This is a genomic window from Aliiroseovarius sp. ABM4_368, assembly GCF_056161205.1.
The window spans coordinates 307,850-325,115 of the sequence record NZ_JBSWYR010000003.1 but is presented as its reverse complement, the minus strand read 5'-3'; the positions used below and the strand labels follow the sequence as shown (position 1 = coordinate 325,115).

General features: G+C 57.7%; 15 protein-coding genes. 10 read left to right on the top strand and 5 right to left on the bottom strand.

Translation table 11 applies throughout. The features are described 5' to 3' along the window. Nucleotides 1-123 precede the first annotated feature (123 nt). Both ACXAH3_RS10910 and ACXAH3_RS10905 read left to right on the top strand, forming a co-directional pair. Nucleotides 124-918 (top strand): IclR family transcriptional regulator, encoded by a 795-nt coding sequence (locus tag ACXAH3_RS10910; protein ID WP_474862110.1) that lies wholly within the window; start codon nt 124-126, stop codon nt 916-918. Between the two features lie 15 nt (nt 919-933). Next, nucleotides 934-1,995, top strand: coding sequence for an ABC transporter ATP-binding protein (locus ACXAH3_RS10905; protein WP_474862109.1), 1,062 nt, complete (start codon nt 934-936; stop codon nt 1,993-1,995). A gap of 3 nt (nt 1,996-1,998) precedes the next feature. On the opposite strand, the gene ACXAH3_RS10900 is transcribed toward ACXAH3_RS10905, so the two are convergent. Continuing rightward, the gene (locus ACXAH3_RS10900; RefSeq protein ID WP_474862108.1) at nt 1,999-2,586 is read right to left on the bottom strand and encodes a DUF4166 domain-containing protein; all 588 of its coding nucleotides are present in this window, start codon (nt 2,584-2,586) and stop codon (nt 1,999-2,001) included. Next, nucleotides 2,583-3,032 (bottom strand): thiol-disulfide oxidoreductase DCC family protein, encoded by a 450-nt coding sequence (locus ACXAH3_RS10895; RefSeq protein ID WP_474862107.1) that lies wholly within the window; start codon nt 3,030-3,032, stop codon nt 2,583-2,585. The genes ACXAH3_RS10900 and ACXAH3_RS10895 overlap by 4 nt, the downstream gene beginning before the upstream one ends. A gap of 187 nt (nt 3,033-3,219) precedes the next feature. Here ACXAH3_RS10895 and ACXAH3_RS10890 point away from each other — a divergent pair, with 187 nt between their 5' ends. Further along, a complete protein-coding gene (locus tag ACXAH3_RS10890; protein ID WP_474862106.1) occupies nt 3,220-4,758 on the top strand; it encodes a DUF4153 domain-containing protein in 1,539 nt (512 codons plus the stop codon). Nucleotides 4,759-4,790: 32 nt separating this feature from the next. Here ACXAH3_RS10890 and ACXAH3_RS10885 read toward each other — a convergent pair whose 3' ends face one another. Next, the gene (locus ACXAH3_RS10885) at nt 4,791-5,327 is read right to left on the bottom strand and encodes a helix-turn-helix domain-containing protein (protein ID WP_474862323.1); all 537 of its coding nucleotides are present in this window, start codon (nt 5,325-5,327) and stop codon (nt 4,791-4,793) included. 237 nt (nt 5,328-5,564) lie between these two features. On the opposite strand from ACXAH3_RS10885, the gene gcvT reads away from it, so the two are divergent. Genes gcvT through gcvP form a run of 3 tightly spaced genes read left to right on the top strand, consistent with a single transcriptional unit; the run spans nt 5,565 to nt 9,956 of the window. After that, the gene (gene gcvT / locus ACXAH3_RS10880) at nt 5,565-6,662 is read left to right on the top strand and encodes a glycine cleavage system aminomethyltransferase GcvT (RefSeq protein WP_474862105.1); all 1,098 of its coding nucleotides are present in this window, start codon (nt 5,565-5,567) and stop codon (nt 6,660-6,662) included. An 18-nt stretch (nt 6,663-6,680) separates the two neighbouring features. Next, a complete protein-coding gene (gene gcvH, locus ACXAH3_RS10875) occupies nt 6,681-7,046 on the top strand; it encodes a glycine cleavage system protein GcvH (protein WP_474862104.1) in 366 nt (121 codons plus the stop codon). A 57-nt stretch (nt 7,047-7,103) separates the two neighbouring features. Beyond that, the gene (gene gcvP, locus ACXAH3_RS10870) at nt 7,104-9,956 is read left to right on the top strand and encodes an aminomethyl-transferring glycine dehydrogenase (protein ID WP_474862103.1); all 2,853 of its coding nucleotides are present in this window, start codon (nt 7,104-7,106) and stop codon (nt 9,954-9,956) included. Nucleotides 9,957-9,996: 40 nt separating this feature from the next. Here the strand turns inward: gcvP and ACXAH3_RS10865 are convergent, their stop codons facing one another. Then, the gene (locus ACXAH3_RS10865; protein ID WP_474862102.1) at nt 9,997-10,785 is read right to left on the bottom strand and encodes a beta-keto acid cleavage family enzyme; all 789 of its coding nucleotides are present in this window, start codon (nt 10,783-10,785) and stop codon (nt 9,997-9,999) included. Further along, a complete protein-coding gene (locus ACXAH3_RS10860) occupies nt 10,782-12,101 on the bottom strand; it encodes an aspartate aminotransferase family protein (RefSeq protein ID WP_474862101.1) in 1,320 nt (439 codons plus the stop codon). Before ACXAH3_RS10860 ends, ACXAH3_RS10865 begins: the two co-directional genes overlap by 4 nt. A gap of 115 nt (nt 12,102-12,216) precedes the next feature. Here ACXAH3_RS10860 and ACXAH3_RS10855 point away from each other — a divergent pair, with 115 nt between their 5' ends. The 4 genes from ACXAH3_RS10855 (at nt 12,217) to ACXAH3_RS10840 (ending at nt 17,255) form a co-directional block, all read left to right on the top strand. Next, nucleotides 12,217-13,086: a MurR/RpiR family transcriptional regulator gene (locus ACXAH3_RS10855; RefSeq protein ID WP_474862100.1), complete on the top strand. Its 870-nt coding sequence runs from the start codon at nt 12,217-12,219 to the stop codon at nt 13,084-13,086. A 26-nt stretch (nt 13,087-13,112) separates the two neighbouring features. Continuing rightward, nucleotides 13,113-14,081, top strand: a complete 969-nt coding sequence (locus ACXAH3_RS10850; protein ID WP_474862099.1) for a TAXI family TRAP transporter solute-binding subunit — start codon at nt 13,113-13,115, stop codon at nt 14,079-14,081. Between the two features lie 127 nt (nt 14,082-14,208). Then, the gene (locus ACXAH3_RS10845; RefSeq protein ID WP_474862098.1) at nt 14,209-16,824 is read left to right on the top strand and encodes a TRAP transporter permease; all 2,616 of its coding nucleotides are present in this window, start codon (nt 14,209-14,211) and stop codon (nt 16,822-16,824) included. After that, a complete protein-coding gene (locus ACXAH3_RS10840) occupies nt 16,821-17,255 on the top strand; it encodes a universal stress protein (RefSeq protein WP_474862097.1) in 435 nt (144 codons plus the stop codon). Before ACXAH3_RS10845 ends, ACXAH3_RS10840 begins: the two co-directional genes overlap by 4 nt. Nucleotides 17,256-17,266 lie beyond the last annotated feature (11 nt).

Sequence of the window (17,266 nt, the reverse complement as noted above, 5' to 3'; positions counted from 1 at the left end):
GGGTTCTAGTCATTTTCAAGTTCCAAATAATGAAACTATCGTTCAACTATTGAAACTATGCGAAGCCTTCGCTACAGATGTCAATAGTTTCCTGCTGAGGACAGGAAGCAGGAGGAGATATTGATGGGCTCGCTTGAGACACCACCAGAAGCCGCTGGCGGCACGGTAGGAAAGGCATTGCATGTGCTGGATATGGTCGCAGGAAAGATGCGTCCGGTCCGGTTCAACGATGTGCTGGCCGAATCCCCCTATCCCAAAGCCACGCTGTATCGCCTGCTGCAAACCCTGACCACACAGGGGCTGCTCAGCTATGATGAAGAACGCCAGACCTATGCGCCGGGGATGCGCCTTGTACGCTTGGCGCATTCGGCGTGGCGCCAAAGCTCTCTGGCCCCGGTGGCACGTCCGTTCCTAGACGCTCTGTCGCGCGAGGTCGGCGAGACCATCCACTTGGCTCAGATCGACCGCGGCCAAGTGCTTTACGTCGACAAACGGAACGCCGACTTGCCAGTCGAGATGTTCTCGCAGGCGGGCAAGGTTGGGCCAGGCTATTGCACCGGCGTTGGCAAAGCCATGATGGCCTTTCTGAAGCCCGACGAACAAGACAGGGCCATCCAGAATCAGTCCTTCTTTAAGCACACGGAACACACGCTGGCTGACGCAGACGCCCTGCGCGCCGAGCTTGCCGAAATTCACGAAGACGGCGTGGCCTATGACCGGGAAGAACATGAACCCGGGATTATCTGCATTGCCGCGCCCATCCTGTCTTCGAATGCCCGCGTGATCGGGGCGATTTCGATCACAACCACCACTCACAAGTACTCGTTGGAATCACTGGACGATCTGCGTCCAGTGATTCTGAACACTGCAAATGAAATCGCCAAAGCTGCCGAAAACTGGCAGTTCCCAAGCTCGTAATCAGGAGAGTTCACCATGTCAGGCGTAACGCTCAAGAATGCCATTAAGAAATATGGCGACGTTCAGGTCATCCACGATATTGATCTGCAAATCGACAACGGCGAGTTCTGCGTCTTTGTTGGCCCGTCAGGCTGCGGCAAGTCCACGCTTTTGCGGATGATTGCGGGACTGGAAGAGACCACAGGTGGTGAAATCAGGATCGGCGAACGCGATGTAACCCATGTGGATGCGTCCGAACGCGGCGTGGCGATGGTGTTCCAAACCTATGCGCTGTACCCGCATATGTCGGTTGAAGAGAACATGGGGTTTGGCCTGAAGATGAACGGCCATCCCAAGGATGAAATCAAAGCCAAGGTCGGCGAAGCCAGCCGCATCCTAAAGTTGGACGACTATCTGAAACGCAAGCCCAAGGCGCTGTCCGGCGGGCAACGTCAGCGTGTTGCCATCGGGCGTGCCATTGTGCGCGGACCCGAGGTCTTCCTGTTCGACGAACCCCTGTCGAACCTAGATGCCGAGCTGCGCGTGGACATGCGTGTGGAAATCGCCCGCCTGCACAAGGAAATCGGCGCGACGATGATCTACGTGACCCACGATCAGGTCGAAGCGATGACGCTGGCCGACAAGATCGTCGTGCTGCGCGCCGGCCTGATCGAGCAGGTCGGAAGCCCGATGGATCTGTACAACGATCCCGACAACAAATTCGTCGCGGGCTTCATCGGCTCGCCTGCGATGAACTTTCTTGAAGGTGTCGTAAAGGACGGCGGCGTTGTGTTGGACAGTCTGGGCGGGCGTGTGGTGAACACCTCGGTCGCGCTTCCAGGCGACGGGTCGAAAGTTCTGGTGGGTGTGCGTCCGCAGCACCTGACCATCGAAGCAGGCGACGGCGGCGCGCGCCTTGATCTGCGCGAGCGTCTGGGTGGGGTGTCCTATGATTATCTGATCACCGGCAACGGCGAGAAGATCATCGTGGAAAACCGCACCGAAGACACGCTTCCCGAGGGCAGCAACGTGATCGTCGGCTTCGACGACGCGGATGCGATGTTCTTTGACGCAGGCACCGAACAGCGCCTGCGCTAAGCGCTAATCTTCAGGGCGGGCCTGAACGGGTTTCAGATCGCCCTGATAATGCACCAGCAAACCGCCCGTGAAGGGTGCGTGAAGCTTGACGTCAAAGTGGAACCGCCCATCACGCTCATACTCGCGCGCGTCCGAGATCGGCAGTAAAACGCGAGGCAAGGGCAGGGGACCGAACCGCCCTGACCGCACTGGATAATGCAGTGCGTTTTTGTCCACCCGGAGCCCTAGGAGAAAGCTGAACAGTCCAAAGCTTTCGGTCATCCCATCGGGCGTGGCCGCCAGACGCGATTTGAACCTGCTGGGTCCGAACCGGCGCACCCATGTCTCGCCCTTTGTGGTTCTGGTCTTGATGACCTCGACCTCGACGCTCTCTGAGGCTGCAGGGAACCCGAAGAACCATCCCAGAAACCCGGCCCAAACCCCGCGCCCACGTGTGACCGAGGCTTGCCCGCGCCAATGGCTGGCGTCTGTTGTCACATGGGTTGCGCGGACGGCGATGGGCAAGCGCTCGAAATCCGTTCCCAGAACCTGTTTGAAGATCGGCGCAGTGTCATCCGGCGCGAAATTGATGTCAGTCCCCGGATTGCTCATCGCAGCAGCCGTTTCTGGAACGCTGGATTTGGCAGTGCGCACATGTCGCCCCGCCCAAACAGGCGATAGCGGTTACGGGCAATGCGTCGGTACAGCCAATTGCGACCGGGCTTGGGCAGGACCTGCAAGACGCGGACCAACTTGCCCCAGCCGCCAAACGACGATCCCGCATGTAGGACGGCCTCGAAATCGACAAAGGCGTGCCCGCCTTCGATGAACATCCATGTGTCGGGATCTTTTGGGTCCAACCCATAATGGCGCATCAATGCAGCCCCAAGCGGCGTCTGAATGGGGCAAATCCGGACCACGCCCGAGCGATCCAGCCGATGGATCATCCGCGCCCCCCAGCTGCACAGCGCACATTCTGCGTCCATAACAGCGACCGGCGTGCTGTCGTCAAAATCCGGGACATTCGGATCGGATTGGTAAGAGTATTGCGTGGGCATGACCTTTCAACCATCGGCAATGAGACATCGTTCTGCAACAGGAAAGCACGCCAGAGATTGCGCAAAAAGGACGCAGTATGTCACGTGTCCTCTGGCCAAATCATGGCTGCACAGAACCTGCACATCTTGTGCAGATGGTCTGCATTTCGACCCGCCAGAGTGGTGCCAATCGAAAGGGAGACTGTGAATGCCAAAAGAGCTCGTTTTACGTGGAGTGCCCCACTCAATTGCAAATGATGGCTGGTGGCTGGCCAGCGAGACCACCGGGCCTTCGGGCGGGCGCCCCAGCGCCACAAACCCATGCCAAATGGCCGAGCTGCGGCCGTCGTGGGTGGCCAGTTTGGCGTTTCTAATCGGCTTGGGCGACGTTCTTTTCTGGGGCTATCTGCCGGGCGTTTCGGTGATCATCTTCGCGTGGGCCATCTTCGGCGTCTCGGTGATGCTTCGTCCCCTAGAGCGCCGGGTTCATCAGCCGATGGCCCTGTTGTTTTTGGCAAGCCTGCCGATGTTTGAACATGTGCAAGTCTTGTCATTTGCCTTTCTCGCCGCCGGGCTGGTTGGGGCTGTGGCATGGTTGCGCATTGCCCCGGGTCGCGCGCGCGAGTTATTGGCGATAGCCGCTTTGCGATTGGCTGCATCACTGCCAATCAAAGGGATGAAGGACCTAATCTGCTTTCTGCGCGCGATGGCCAAAGATTCAGGATCCCGAAGCTGTCCCTTGTGGTGCTCTGCCCCTCAGCTTTGGCGAAACTGGGCCTTCCCGCTTGGGGGCACATTGGTGCTGTTCGTTCTGCTGATCAACGCCAATCCCGTTCTTGAACGCACCCTATTGCAGGCGCTTCAAATCGACATCGACCTGTTTTCAATCGTGAAGCGGATCATGTTCTGGCTGGGTCTTGGGCTGCTGATCTGGCCCTTCTTGACCGCAACTGCCCCAAGTTCCGCCAATAAGACCAAAGCGGTGAAGACCCGAATAGGCTTCGGCCTGAACGCCGGATCAGTCTTACGTGCGTTGATCCTGTTTAATCTGTTGTTGGCAGTGCAAAGCATCATGGATGTCTCGATCATGCTGGTGGGTGCACATCTGCCGGATGGTATGAGCCACGCTTCATATGCCCATCGTGGTGCTTACCCGTTGTTGATAACCGCAATGCTGGCCGGAGCTTTCGCCTTGGCGGCGCAGCCCTTTTTGGCAGAACATCGGGCCCTGAAGCCTCTTATGCTGTTGTGGCTCGTTCAGAATGTGTTGCTAACGGTCTCGGCGCTGTTGCGGCTGGATCTTTATATTGACGCCTATGGGCTGACCTATATGCGCCTTTATGCGCTGATTTGGATGGGAGTGGTGGCGCTGGGTCTGGCGATGGTCGCGTGGCAAATCATGCGTGGGCATGCGTCGCAATGGTTGCTTCTGCGCTCGGCGATTTTAGGTGTGGGAGTGCTGTACATCTGCACGTTCATCAATTTCGCGGCGATTATTGCCACGGATTTCATGGAGCGTGCATCCAGCCATCGTCATTATGAGACACAGGATTGGCTGTATGTGTGCAGCCTTGGCCCAACGGCCTCGAAAGCCATTACCCTAGGATTGCAGGACGAAAGTGCCACTTGGGCCCCAGAGTGGTTTCACAGGTGTGCAAACCCGCAGCCTGTCGCCATGAACTGGCGGGAATGGGATTATCGCACGAGCCGCATAAATGGCTATCTTGCCAAGCACGTTGACCCGTGAAGACGCTGGATTTTTGACAAGATGGCGGGGGCTTATGACCCTAATGACACCCACAGCACTTTCGCATCTTCTTCGCTGGTTGAAATCAGCCCATGTCCCATCCGCGCGTCGTAATAGACGGAATCCCCAGCCTTCATTTCCAGCGGGCGATAATGCTCGGTCACCAGAACCAACTCGCCTGATAGGACGAACATGAATTCTTCACCGTTGTGGCGGATCCAGTCGTCGTACTCGGACACCTCGCGCGCCGTGACGGTCGAGATATAGGGCACCATACTTTTCGACGTCAGCTCGTTACACAGCAATTCATGTGTATAGGTTGGCGTTTTCTTGATTTCGCCTTGGCCAGCGCGGGTGTAATCTCGCCGCCCCGAGATGTCGGACTTGGCCGATTGCAGAAACAGTTGCGGGGTCTCAAGCCCTAAGGACTGCATCAGACGTCGGATGATGTCGAAGCTGGGCCGGGTCTGGTTGTTTTCGATCTTTGACAGGGTCGAGCGTCCGATGCCCGCGTCCCGCGCGACATCCTCCAGCGTCATGCCCTTGGCCTTCCGGGTCTCTCGAATCATGCGGCCCATAGCCTCGCCATCGGGGGCGTCTGTACGGTCATTCGCCCCTTGCGAGGGGCCGTTTGTGTCGCTGTCCACGCGTGTCTCTTTCACGTTTTATGTGTTTCCTACAGCTTAGTTACGGTCCCGAAAGCTGTCAAAGTATCCCGACGCACACTTTTCTTGCGGTACTGTAAAGGGTTTCCTATAAGAAACACAACATCCCTAATAGGAAACTTAGCCACAGGAGGCGCGGCCATGACCGACACCCCCAAACGCACCCCGCTTTATGACCTTCACGTCGAACTTGGCGGCAAGATGGTTGATTTCGCCGGCTGGGAAATGCCCGTCCAATACCCGATGGGGATCATGGGCGAACACAAACATTGCCGCGAGAAAGCCGCGCTGTTTGATGTTAGCCACATGGGGCAGGTGATCCTGAAAGGCGACGACATCGGGACGAAGCTGGAAAGCATCTGCCCGCAGGCCTATGCGACGCTGAAAGAAGGCAAGGCGCGCTATGGTTTCTTCACCAATGAAGACGGCGGCATCATGGACGACTTGATCGTCGCGAACGCGGGTGATCACTTCTTTGTCGTGGTGAATGCATCCATGCGTCATCAAGACATCCCGCATATGGCTGCTCATTTGGACGGTGTGGAAGTGACCGAGATCTTTGACCGTGCGCTGGTTGCCGTACAAGGTCCTAAGGCCGAGGACGTGGTGGGCGATCTATGCCCAGCCGCCCGTGATTTGACCTTCATGGAAACCACCGACGCCGACATCAACGGCGTCGAATGCCGAATCTCGCGTCTGGGCTATACCGGCGAGGATGGGTACGAGATTTCAATCCCGGAAGCTGATGCCGAAGCTATTGCGCGCGCATTCCTGGCCCATGACGATTGCGAACCCGCTGGTCTTGGCGCCCGCGACAGCCTGCGTCTGGAAGTCGGTCTTTGCCTTTATGGCAACGATATTGACCAGTCGACCTCGCCGATTGAAGCAAGCCTTGGCTGGGCCATCCAGAAGCGTCGAAAAGAAGAAGGCGGTTTCCCGGGGGCAGATCGCATCCAGCGCGAGCTGGCAGAAGGGCCCGCGAAAAAGCTGGTGGGCATCAAACCCGATGGCCGCGCGCCAGCCCGTCAGCATGTGGAAATTCAAAGCCTTGATGGCACCACAATCGGCGAAATCACCTCGGGCAGCTTTGGCCCAACTGTCGGTGGCCCGGTTGCTATGGGCTATGTCGCGAAGGGACATGGCGAGATTGGCGAAAAGGTGAACCTGATCATTCGCGGCAAGGCCCAGCCTGCCGAAATCGTATCGCTGCCTTTCGTGCAGCAGAACTACAAACGCTAAGACAAGGGACGTCCTGATATGACAACCTATTACTCGGAAGAGCACGAATGGATCACCGTGGAAGGCGACGTCGCCACCATCGGCATCACTCAACACGCAGCTGACCAACTGGGCGAGATCGTCTTCGTTGAACAACGCGAAACCGGCGACACGTTCGAAAAAGGTGACGAGATCGGCGTGATCGAAAGCGTGAAAGCCGCGTCTGAAATCTATGCGCCGGTCGATGGCGAAGTGATCGAGGCCAATGGCACTCTGGAAGACAATCCCGGTGGTTTGAACGAAAACCCCGAAGGCGACGCCTGGATCTATAAGGTCAAGCTGTCAAATGCTGGTCAGCTTGATGACCTGATGGATCTGGATGGCTATAAAGCCTTTATTGGTTAAGACCTGACCACCCGCCGGGCATTTGGCGGGTCATACCCACTGCACGAGGATCGCAAGATGGCGTTCAAACTGACCGATTACGAAGCCTATGATTTTGCCAACCGACGTCATATCGGCCCGTCTCCGACCGAGATGCGCGATATGTTGAAAGTCATTGGTTTCAAGACGCTTGATGAACTGATCGATGCGACTGTCCCGCCTTCGATCCGGCAGAAAGAGCCGCTGGACTGGGGTTCGGCCATGTCCGAGCGCGACGCGCTTTTCCACATGAAACAGGTGGCCTCAAAAAACAAGGTTCTGACTTCGCTGATCGGGCAGGGGTATTACGGAACAACGACGCCCGCGCCGATCCTGCGGAATATTCTGGAAAACCCGGCGTGGTATACGGCCTATACGCCCTATCAGCCCGAGATTTCGCAAGGCCGTCTTGAGGCATTGTTGAACTTCCAGACGATGGTATCGGACATGACCGGTCTGGAAGTGGCCAATGCGTCATTGCTGGACGAAGCCACTGCGGCGGCCGAGGCGATGGCCATGGCGCATCGCGGCTCGCGGTCGAAAGCCAACAACGCGGCGTTCTTTGTCGACAAGAACTGCCACCCACAGACCATTGCTGTGATTAAAACCCGTGCAGCGCCTTTGGGCATTGACGTTCAGGTGGCAGATCCCGACGCGCTGGACGCGGGCGCCGTGTTCGGCGCGATCTTTCAGTATCCGGGCACCGAAGGCCACGTGCGCGACTTCACCAACGAAATCGCTGCTCTGCACGAACACAAGGCAATTGCAGTTGTGGCCGCAGACATACTGGCGTTGGCGCTTTTGAAGTCGCCCGGCGAAATGGGGGCTGATATTGCAGTGGGTTCGACCCAACGTTTTGGCGTTCCCATGGGATATGGCGGCCCACACGCAGCCTATATGGTGACGACCGACAAGCTGAAGCGCGCCATGCCGGGGCGGATCATCGGCGTATCCATCGACGCGCGTGGCAACAAAGCCTACCGTCTGGCCCTGCAAACCCGCGAACAGCACATCCGCCGCGAGAAGGCAAATTCGAACGTCTGTACGGCGCAGGCTTTGCTGGCGGTTATTGCGTCTATGTACGCTGTGTATCATGGCCCTGATGGCATCAAAGCGATTGCGCAATCGGTGCACCGCAAGACCTCGCGATTGGCTGTGGGTCTGGAAGAGCACGGCTTTAAGGTCGAGCCCGAAGTGTTCTTCGACACCATCACTGTCGATGTCGGCCCGCTGCAGAAAACCGTCATGGAGGCGGCTGTCGCACGCGGCGTGAACCTGCGCAAAGTTGGCGAAACTCGTGTGGGTATCAGCCTTGACGAGCAAACCCGCCCTGAAACGTTGGAAGCGGTCTGGGGTGCATTCGGCATCGAGAAGAAAAACGACAAGTCGGATGTGTATTATCGCCTGCCGGACTATGCGCTGCGCGAAACGCCGTATCTGACCCACCCGATTTTCCACCTGAACCGCGCCGAGGCCGAGATAACCCGCTATATGCGTCGTCTGGCTGATCGCGACTTGGCGCTGGATCGCGCGATGATCCCGCTGGGGTCCTGTACTATGAAGCTGAACGCGACGATCGAGATGATCCCGGTCACATGGCCTGAATTCAGCAACCTGCACCCTTTCGTGCCGGTTGATCAGGCGCAAGGGTATCACGAGATGATCGCGGATCTTAACGACAAGTTGTGCCAGATCACAGGCTACGACGCGATTTCGCAGCAGCCGAACTCGGGCGCGCAAGGTGAATATGCTGGGCTTCTGACCATCCGCAACTATCACGCGGCGCGTGGCGAAGGGCATCGTAATGTCTGCCTGATCCCAACATCGGCCCATGGGACCAACCCGGCCACCGCGCAGATGGTGGGCTATAAGGTCGTGGCTGTGAAATCGGATGATGAAGGCAACATCGATCTGGGTGATTTCCGCGCGAAGGCCGTGCAGCATTCAGACAACCTTGCAGCCTGCATGATCACCTATCCCTCGACCCACGGTGTGTTCGAAGAAACCGTGCAGGAAGTCTGCCAGATCACCCATGATCACGGCGGTCAGGTCTATATCGACGGGGCCAATATGAACGCCATGGTCGGGCTGTCCCGTCCGGGTGACATTGGAGGTGACGTCAGCCACCTGAACCTGCACAAGACCTTCTGCATTCCGCATGGCGGGGGTGGCCCCGGCATGGGTCCGATCGGTGTGAAATCCCACTTGGAAGAACACCTTCCGGGTCACCCGGAATATGGCACGGCTGTTGGTCCGGTTTCGGCGGCGCCGTTTGGCTCGCCTTCGATCCTGCCGGTCAGCTGGGCCTATGTCCTTCTGATGGGCGGCGCGGGCCTGACGCAGGCTACGAAAGTTGCGATCCTGAACGCTAACTATATCGCGGCGCGTCTGAAGGACGGGTACAACATCCTCTATACCTCGAAGACGGGCCGCGTGGCGCATGAATGTATCCTCGACACTCGCCCGCTTGCGGACGAAGGCAACGTGACGGTGGATGATGTGGCCAAACGTCTGGTTGATAGTGGCTTCCACGCACCGACCATGTCATGGCCGGTTGCTGGTACGCTGATGGTCGAGCCGACCGAAAGCGAACCCAAGGCCGAGCTGGATCGTTTCTGCGACGCCATGCTGTCGATCCTGGCCGAGGCGCAGGACATCATCGACGGCAAGATCGATCCTGAAAACAACCCACTGAAGCACGCGCCCCACACGGTACGTGACTTGGTAGGTGAATGGGATCGTCCCTATACCCGCGAACAGGCTTGCTTCCCTCCGGGGAACCTTGGCGTGGACAAGTATTGGCCGGTGGTGAACCGCGTGGACAACGCTTACGGCGACCGCAATCTGGTCTGCACCTGCCCACCGATGGACGCTTACGAGGACGAGGTATAAGAACTTCTCTGCCTGCGAGGTTTTGAGCCAACTGCCCCAGCTATGCCGTTTCGCGGCCTAGCTGGGGGTTGGTGCAGGTTTTGACCAACTCAGCCACCCGCGCGGCATTGTCCTTCGCAACAGACCCGTCCGCGTGCTGGCGCGAGTTCTCGAACCCGATCCGACATTTTCCGCCTGCATGAACAGCGCGCAGAAGTGCGGGGGTTTCATTTTGACCAAAGGCGCAGACCGCCCAGTCGGGGGTCAGGCCGGTTTCTTTTAGCCAATTCAGGAATGGGTCTAGGTCCGCCGGATTTGATTTCTGTCCGACCGCGTAGCGACCCAGCACGAAGATCAATTGCAGGTCAGGAGCCGTCAGAAGGCCGTCGTCCAACACGTGGGTTAGAAGCTCGGCGTCCTCGACATTATAAAGGATGTGCTGCACCGCGATGCCGCGCTGGGCGCAGTCTTCATAGAACGCCCGCGTCACGTTATGCTCGTCCCGACACAGCTCGCGCACAGAGGCCGAAACCATGTTTGCGCCTGCGTTCAGCGCCACGTGGCGTTGGTGATCCGGTTCGTACATCCCGACGGCCTCGGTCGTGATTTGCACTGGGAAGTCGGGCATCTCGGCCTTGAACAACTTCAGCGCGTCGGCATAGGCATCTGCATCCAGAAGGTGCTGCCCCTTGGCGTCCCGCAGATGCAGATGCAGCCCGTCCACGCCCAATCCCTGACAGGCCTGTGTGGTGTCGAGAATCTCGGCTGGAGTCATCGGCAGGGCAGGGTGGTCAGCCTTGGTCAGACGCGCGCCGTTTGGGGCTAGCATGAGCTTCGGAAGCGGCGTCACAGGACTTGCTCCAACGACTTAGACAGTTTGCCCACCAGTTCGTCGATCTGATCGTCTGTGATGATAAAGGGCGGAGCCAACAACACGTGATCGCCATTCTGCCCGTCAATCGTACCGCTCATCGGGTAGCAAATTAAGCCGTTCTGGAACGCCTGTTTCTTCAGGCGACCAGCGGTGCCACGCCATGGATCGAAAGGCGTTTTGCTGTCGCGATCGGCCACGATTTCCAGACCACGGAACATGCCGCGTCCGCGGATGTCTCCGATATGTGGGTGCTGGCCGAACTCGGCGTGCAGGGCATCGTTAAGACGATCTCCCATCATGGCGGCACGCGCTACCATGCCACCTTCGGTCAGTTTGCGGACCACGGCGTCGGCGGCAGCAGCGGCCACCGGGTGCCCGATATAGGTGTGCCCGTGTTGAAAGAACCCGCTGCCCTGTTCAATCGCGTCATAGATTGCACCCGTGCACAGCATTGCGCCTATCGGCTGATAGCCCGCGCCAAGCCCTTTGGCGATGGTGATGATGTCGGGCGAAATCTCGTCTTGCTCACAGGCAAACAGAGTGCCCGTGCGCCCCATCCCGCACATGACTTCGTCAAGGATCAGCAGCACGCCATACTCGTCGCAAATCTCGCGGATCCGTTTGAAATACTCTTTGACGGCGGGCACTGCGCCTGCTGTGGCACCCACCACGGGTTCGGCAAGGAAGCCGATCACGGTTTCGGGCCCGACACGCAGGATCTCGTCTTCCAAGGTATTTGCGGCACGCAGGCCGTATTCCTCTTCCGTCTCGCCCGGCTCCCGCAGACGGTATTCATAGCACGGGTCGATATGGCTGGCCGACATCATCAGCGGATCAAATGGCTCGCGTCGCCACATGTTGCCGCCGGTGCCCAACGCGCCCAGCGTGTTGCCGTGATAGCTTTGCTTGCGGGCAATAAACCGGGTGCGTTGGGGTTGCCCAGTTTCGATCATGTACTGGCGTGAAAGCTTTAGCGCGGCCTCGACCGCTTCCGAACCGCCTGACACCAAATAGACTCTTTCGATTCCTTCAGGCGCGTGTGCAGCCAAACGGTCGGCGAGTGATTCTGCAGGTTCCGAGGTCAGAAAACCCGTATGTGCGAAGCTGAGTCTGTCGATCTGGTCATGCATCGCCTGCGCCACATCTGGGTCTGAATGGCCAAGGCAGGACACGGCCGCACCGCCCGACCCGTCAAGGTACTTATTCCCTTCGGAATCAATAATATAAATCCCATCCCCGCGCGTCGCGACGGGTGGATTTGACTTGCAGTGCCTTGGGAAAATATGTGACATGCCGCCCTCTGGATGTCTGCTGGATACTGTTCACATTGAAACAAAAAAGACAAAGTTTGACAATCCATGAAACAAAAGGAACACTGATCAGGTCCAAGCAGGGAGGCATCTGGACGTGAGCACAAGCGACAGCTTCGAACAGAGGCTTGCAGTGGCCTATGGCGACCTCAGCGGCGCATTGCGTTCTGCTGCGGATTATCTTGTGGCTAACCCGCTGGATGCTGTGTCACGCCCGCTGCGCACAGTCTCGCGCACCAGCGGCGTGTCGCCGGCGACGTTTTCAAGGCTGGCCAAGGCGCTGGACTATCCAAGTTTTGACGTGTTGCGCGATGAAATGCGCGACAAGATTGACCGTAAAGTGAACAATTTCGCGAATCGGGCCGGCCAGCTTCAGAAAGAGCATGGCGACGGCGCGTCAAACTTCCTTCATGCGCATTTCGCCGCCTGTCAGAACAACCTAAAGCTGACAATGGCGAATCTGAATCCCGACGAAATCGCGGCCGTTTCCGACGTTTTGTCGGGTGCGCGGAAGGTTTTGTTGCTGGGTGCGTTGGGATCGACAGGAGTCGTCGAATACCTTTCTTATATGGCTAATTTCTGTTCAGACAACTGGACATTGGCCAACCGAATGGGGGCGTCTTTGGGCGGAGCCTTGTCAGGCCTCGATAAACGTGATGCACTACTTATTGTAACCAAGCCGCCGTTCGCCGTTTCCGTGATCAAGGCCGCCAGGCTTGCGCGCGAGTTAGGGGTTTTTGTCGTGGTGATCACCGATACGCATACATGTCCCGCGTTGGAACACGCATCGGCGAGCTTTGTTGTCTCGACCGAAAGCCCTCATTTTTATTCATCCTATGTGTCCACGATGTTCCTGTTGGAAACCATCGTCGGCATGGTGGTTGGTCGTGCGGGTGTTGCCGCACAGGACCGCATCGCAGAAGTCGAGCTTCACAACCGGCAGCTGGCCGAGGTGTGGAGCGAGTAAATAACATCAATCAAGGGAGAAAACTGATGTTCCAAGGATTCAAAATTGCGTTTGCAGGGATTGCTGCCACGGCAGTGATGGCACCTGCGGCATTCGCAGAAGAATTCATCACCATCGGCACCGGTGGGGTTACCGGTGTTTACTATCCAACCGGTGGCGCGATCTGCCGTCTGGTGAACAAGGGCCGCAAGGATCACGGCGTGCGCTGCTCGGTCGAATCGACCGGCGGTTCGGTTTACAACATCAACACCATTCGCGAAGGCGAGCTGGAATTTGGTGTGGCCCAGTCGGACTGGCAGTACCACGCCTATAACGGCACCTCGAAGTTTGAAGATGCTGGCAAGTTCGAAGGCCTGCGCGCGGTGTTCTCGGTCCACCCCGAGCCCTTCACCGTCGTGGCCCGTGCAGATGCAGGCATCAAGACCTTCGAAGATCTGAAAGGCAAACGCGTCAACATCGGCAACCCGGGTTCGGGTCAGCGCGGCACCATGGAAGTTCTGATGGAAGCCATGGGTTGGACCTCGGATGACTTCGCATTGGCGACCGAACTGAAAGCAGCCGAGCAGTCGGCAGCCCTGTGCGACAACCAGATCGACGCCATGGTCTATACCGTTGGTCACCCCTCGGGTTCGATCCAGGAAGCCACCACCGCGTGTGACTCGGTTCTGGTTGAAGTGTCCGGCGACGTTGTGAACAAGCTGGTTGAAGACAACTCGTTCTATCGGACCGCCACGATTCCGGGCGGCATGTACCGTGGCAACGACGCTGACACCGCCACCTTCGGTGTGGGCGCAACCTTCGTAAGCTCGGACGCTGTGTCGGAAGATGCCGTGTATGCGGTTGTTTCGTCGGTAATGAACAACATCGAAGACTTCAAAGGCCTGCACCCTGCATTCGCCAACCTTGACCCCAAGGAAATGGCAACCGCTGGTCTGTCTGCGCCTCTGCACCCGGGTGCCGAGAAGTACTATAAAGAAGCTGGCATCATCGAGTGATCTGCCGCTTGTAAGTCATACATCGGGGGGCGCCCGTCGCCCCCCGGTTCCTCGATCCGGCACAAGATCGGACGCTTAAAAGAGTATGAACCAACAAGGTCACCGCAGTGACCGAGGGAGAGAACAAATGTCCACGAAAGAGGAACGCGCGCTTAGCGAAGAAGAGCTGCAAGAGCTCGTCGCCGCCAGCGATACGGGTGCCCGAAGCCCGCAAGGTTCGGTGGGGCTGATGATCGCCGCCGTCGCGCTGATCTGGTCAATATTTCAGGTGCTTCTGGCCTCGCCCGTGGCACCTTATGTGTTGCCCGGAGATCTGATCAACAACTCGCGCCAGTTCCATCTGGCATTTGCCATTTTCCTGTCCGCAATGGCCTATCCGTTGTTCAAGTCCAGCCCCCGCGACTATATCCCGTGGTATGATTGGCTGCTTGGCTTGGGAGGCGCGTTCTTGGCGCTTTACGGCTATTTCTTCTACGAAAAAATCGTTGCGAATGGCGGTCTGGCAGACCAAACCGACGCCTATATGGCGCTGGCCGGTCTGACCTTCCTGTTCATCGCAGCTTACCGCACGCTGGGTCCCGTCATGGTGGCTTTGGCAATCGTATTCCTTTTCTATGTCTTCTTCGGCTCGTCCGAGGTCGTGCCCGACCAGATCCGCTGGGCGGGCGCGTCACTTCGCAAAGCAATGAGCCATATGTGGATCACGTCTGAAGGTGTCTTTGGTATCGCGCTGGGCGTGTCGACCAAGTTCGTTTTCCTGTTCGTTCTGTTCGGTGCCCTTTTGGACCGTGCCGGTGCAGGCAACTATTTCATCAAGATGGCGTTTGGTGCCCTTGGCCACCTGCGCGGCGGCCCTGCAAAAGCCGCTGTTGTCGGCTCGGCCGCGACCGGCCTGATCTCGGGCTCGTCGATTGCAAACGTTGTGACCACTGGTACCTTCACCATCCCACTGATGAAGCGCGTTGGCTTCTCGGCTGAGAAGGCTGGCTCGGTCGAGGTTGCCTCGTCCGTGAACGGTCAGATCATGCCACCCGTCATGGGCGCAGCCGCGTTCCTGATGGTCGAGTATGTCGGCATTTCCTATGTCGAGGTCATCACCCACGCCTTCCTTCCCGCAATCATTTCCTACATCGCGTTGGTCTACATCGTGCACTTGGAAGCGGTGAAAAACAAAATGCCGACCATCGGCAACAAGGTTGTGTCGATGGGCAAAACCATCGGCGGGATGTTCGCCTTCTTCGCGGGCTTTGCGCTTCTGTGCTATGCCACGCAGTACCCGGTGGGCTGGATCGTATCCTTGTTCCCCGAGGGCTCGGGCTGGGTTCTGTCGATCCTGCTATTCGTCATCTATGTGGCGCTGATTTATCTGGCCGCGCAGGTTCCTGATCTGGAACCCGATGATCCCAATGCCGAAGTGGTCGAGCTGCCGGACGTCGCCAAGATCTATAAGTCGGGTCTGTACTATCTGCTGCCGATCATCGTTCTGGTTTACTTCCTGATGATCGAACGTAAATCGCCCGGCCTGTCGGCCTTCTGGGCAACCTTCCTGCTGTTTGGCATTCTGCTGACGCAGAAGTCGTTCAAAGCGTTTTTCAGGGGCGAAAGCAATCCTGCTGGTCGCCTGCGTGATGGCGTGATGGACCTGATCGAAGGCATGATCGACGGTGCACGCAACATGATCGGTATTGGTCTGGCGACCGCCACGGCGGGTATCATCGTGGGCACTGTATCGCTGACCGGTATTGGTCAGGTGATGGCCGATTTCGTCGAGTTCCTGTCCGGCGGCAACCTGATCCTGATGCTGGTCTTCGTGGCGATCCTGTCACTGATCCTTGGGATGGGCCTGCCGACCACGGCGAACTATATTGTTGTGTCCTCGTTGATGGTGGGCGTGGTTGTTGAACTGGGCGCGCAGTCCGGCCTTGTTGTGCCGCTGATCGCTGTTCACCTCTTCGTTTTCTATTTCGGGATCATGGCGGACGTGACGCCCCCTGTGGGGCTGGCAAGTTTCGCGGCGGCAGCTGTGTCGGGTGGTGACGCCATCCGCACCGGTTTCACCGCGTTCTTCTATAGCTTGCGCACGGTGGCCTTGCCGTTTGTCTTCATCTTCAACACGGACCTTCTGTTGATTGATGTGACGATCACGCAAGGGATTATCGTCTTCATTGTGGCGACCATCGGTATCCTTGTCTTTACGGCGGGCACGATGGGCTTTTTCCTGACGAAGTCGCGCATCTGGGAAACCGTTGCGCTTCTGGTGGTGGCCTTCGCGCTGTTCCGTCCGGGCTTCTTCATGAACCAGATCCAACCGCCCTTCACGCAAATCGCCCCCGCTCAGATCGAGCAAGCGATTGGTGATGCTACCCCCGGTGATCCGCTGCGCGTGGTGATCTCGGGTCCTGACTTTGACACGCTTGAGGTGAAGGATCTGACCGTGGTTCTGAACGTGCCTGAAGCCGAAGGCGGCGCGGCCCGTTTGGATGCGGCCGGGATTGCCTTGATGCCGGAAGGGGACGTGATGCGGATTGACGAACCTATGTTCGGTACGCCGCTGTCCGACAAGCTGTCTACCTTCGATTTCTACGGGGATGACCCGGTTCAGATCTCGGCAGTACAGGCACCTTCGAACCAATTGCCGAAAGAGTTGATCTTCATCCCAGCCCTGCTGCTGCTTGGCCTTGTGGCCTTCCTGCAGTCGCGCCGCGCCAAGGAAGAAGATATCATGGAAGGAGAAGTGGCATGACCAAGACCATTCTGTGTGCCATTGATATCAACCGCCCCAAAGCCGAAGCAAAGGTTCTTGAGCAAGCTTTCAAACTGGCACAGGCCGAGGATGCTCAGCTTGATGTGATTACGGTCGTTCCTGATTTCGGGATGAGTGTGGTCGGAGCATTCTTCGACGAGAGCCACGCGCAGAAAGCGAAAGACAAAGCGCATGCGCTTCTGTCTGAAATGGTAGAAGACACCATAGGGGCCGAGGCGAACGAGAAAGTTCGTCACATCATCGGGGTTGGCAAAGCCTATCACGTCATCTTAACCACTGCTGACGCTGATGGTGCGGATTTGATTGTACTGGGTGCGCATAAGCCAGAAGTTTCGGATTACCTTCTTGGGCCGAACGCGGCACGGGTTGTACGCCATTCGACTTGTTCGGTCTATGTGGTGCGTGGTTGACGCGAACTGTT

Coding starts and splice junctions, on each gene's coding strand:
- ACXAH3_RS10910 (WP_474862110.1), top strand. CDS start 124: ATGGGCTCGCTTGAGACACCACCAGAAGCCGCTGGCGGCACGGTAGGA.
- ACXAH3_RS10905 (WP_474862109.1), top strand. CDS start 934: ATGTCAGGCGTAACGCTCAAGAATGCCATTAAGAAATATGGCGACGTT.
- ACXAH3_RS10900 (WP_474862108.1), bottom strand. CDS start 2,586: ATGAGCAATCCGGGGACTGACATCAATTTCGCGCCGGATGACACTGCG.
- ACXAH3_RS10895 (WP_474862107.1), bottom strand. CDS start 3,032: ATGCCCACGCAATACTCTTACCAATCCGATCCGAATGTCCCGGATTTT.
- ACXAH3_RS10890 (WP_474862106.1), top strand. CDS start 3,220: ATGCCAAAAGAGCTCGTTTTACGTGGAGTGCCCCACTCAATTGCAAAT.
- ACXAH3_RS10885 (WP_474862323.1), bottom strand. CDS start 5,327: ATGATTCGAGAGACCCGGAAGGCCAAGGGCATGACGCTGGAGGATGTC.
- gcvT (WP_474862105.1), top strand. CDS start 5,565: ATGACCGACACCCCCAAACGCACCCCGCTTTATGACCTTCACGTCGAA.
- gcvH (WP_474862104.1), top strand. CDS start 6,681: ATGACAACCTATTACTCGGAAGAGCACGAATGGATCACCGTGGAAGGC.
- gcvP (WP_474862103.1), top strand. CDS start 7,104: ATGGCGTTCAAACTGACCGATTACGAAGCCTATGATTTTGCCAACCGA.
- ACXAH3_RS10860 (WP_474862101.1), bottom strand. CDS start 12,101: ATGTCACATATTTTCCCAAGGCACTGCAAGTCAAATCCACCCGTCGCG.
- ACXAH3_RS10850 (WP_474862099.1), top strand. CDS start 13,113: ATGTTCCAAGGATTCAAAATTGCGTTTGCAGGGATTGCTGCCACGGCA.
- ACXAH3_RS10845 (WP_474862098.1), top strand. CDS start 14,209: ATGTCCACGAAAGAGGAACGCGCGCTTAGCGAAGAAGAGCTGCAAGAG.
- ACXAH3_RS10840 (WP_474862097.1), top strand. CDS start 16,821: ATGACCAAGACCATTCTGTGTGCCATTGATATCAACCGCCCCAAAGCC.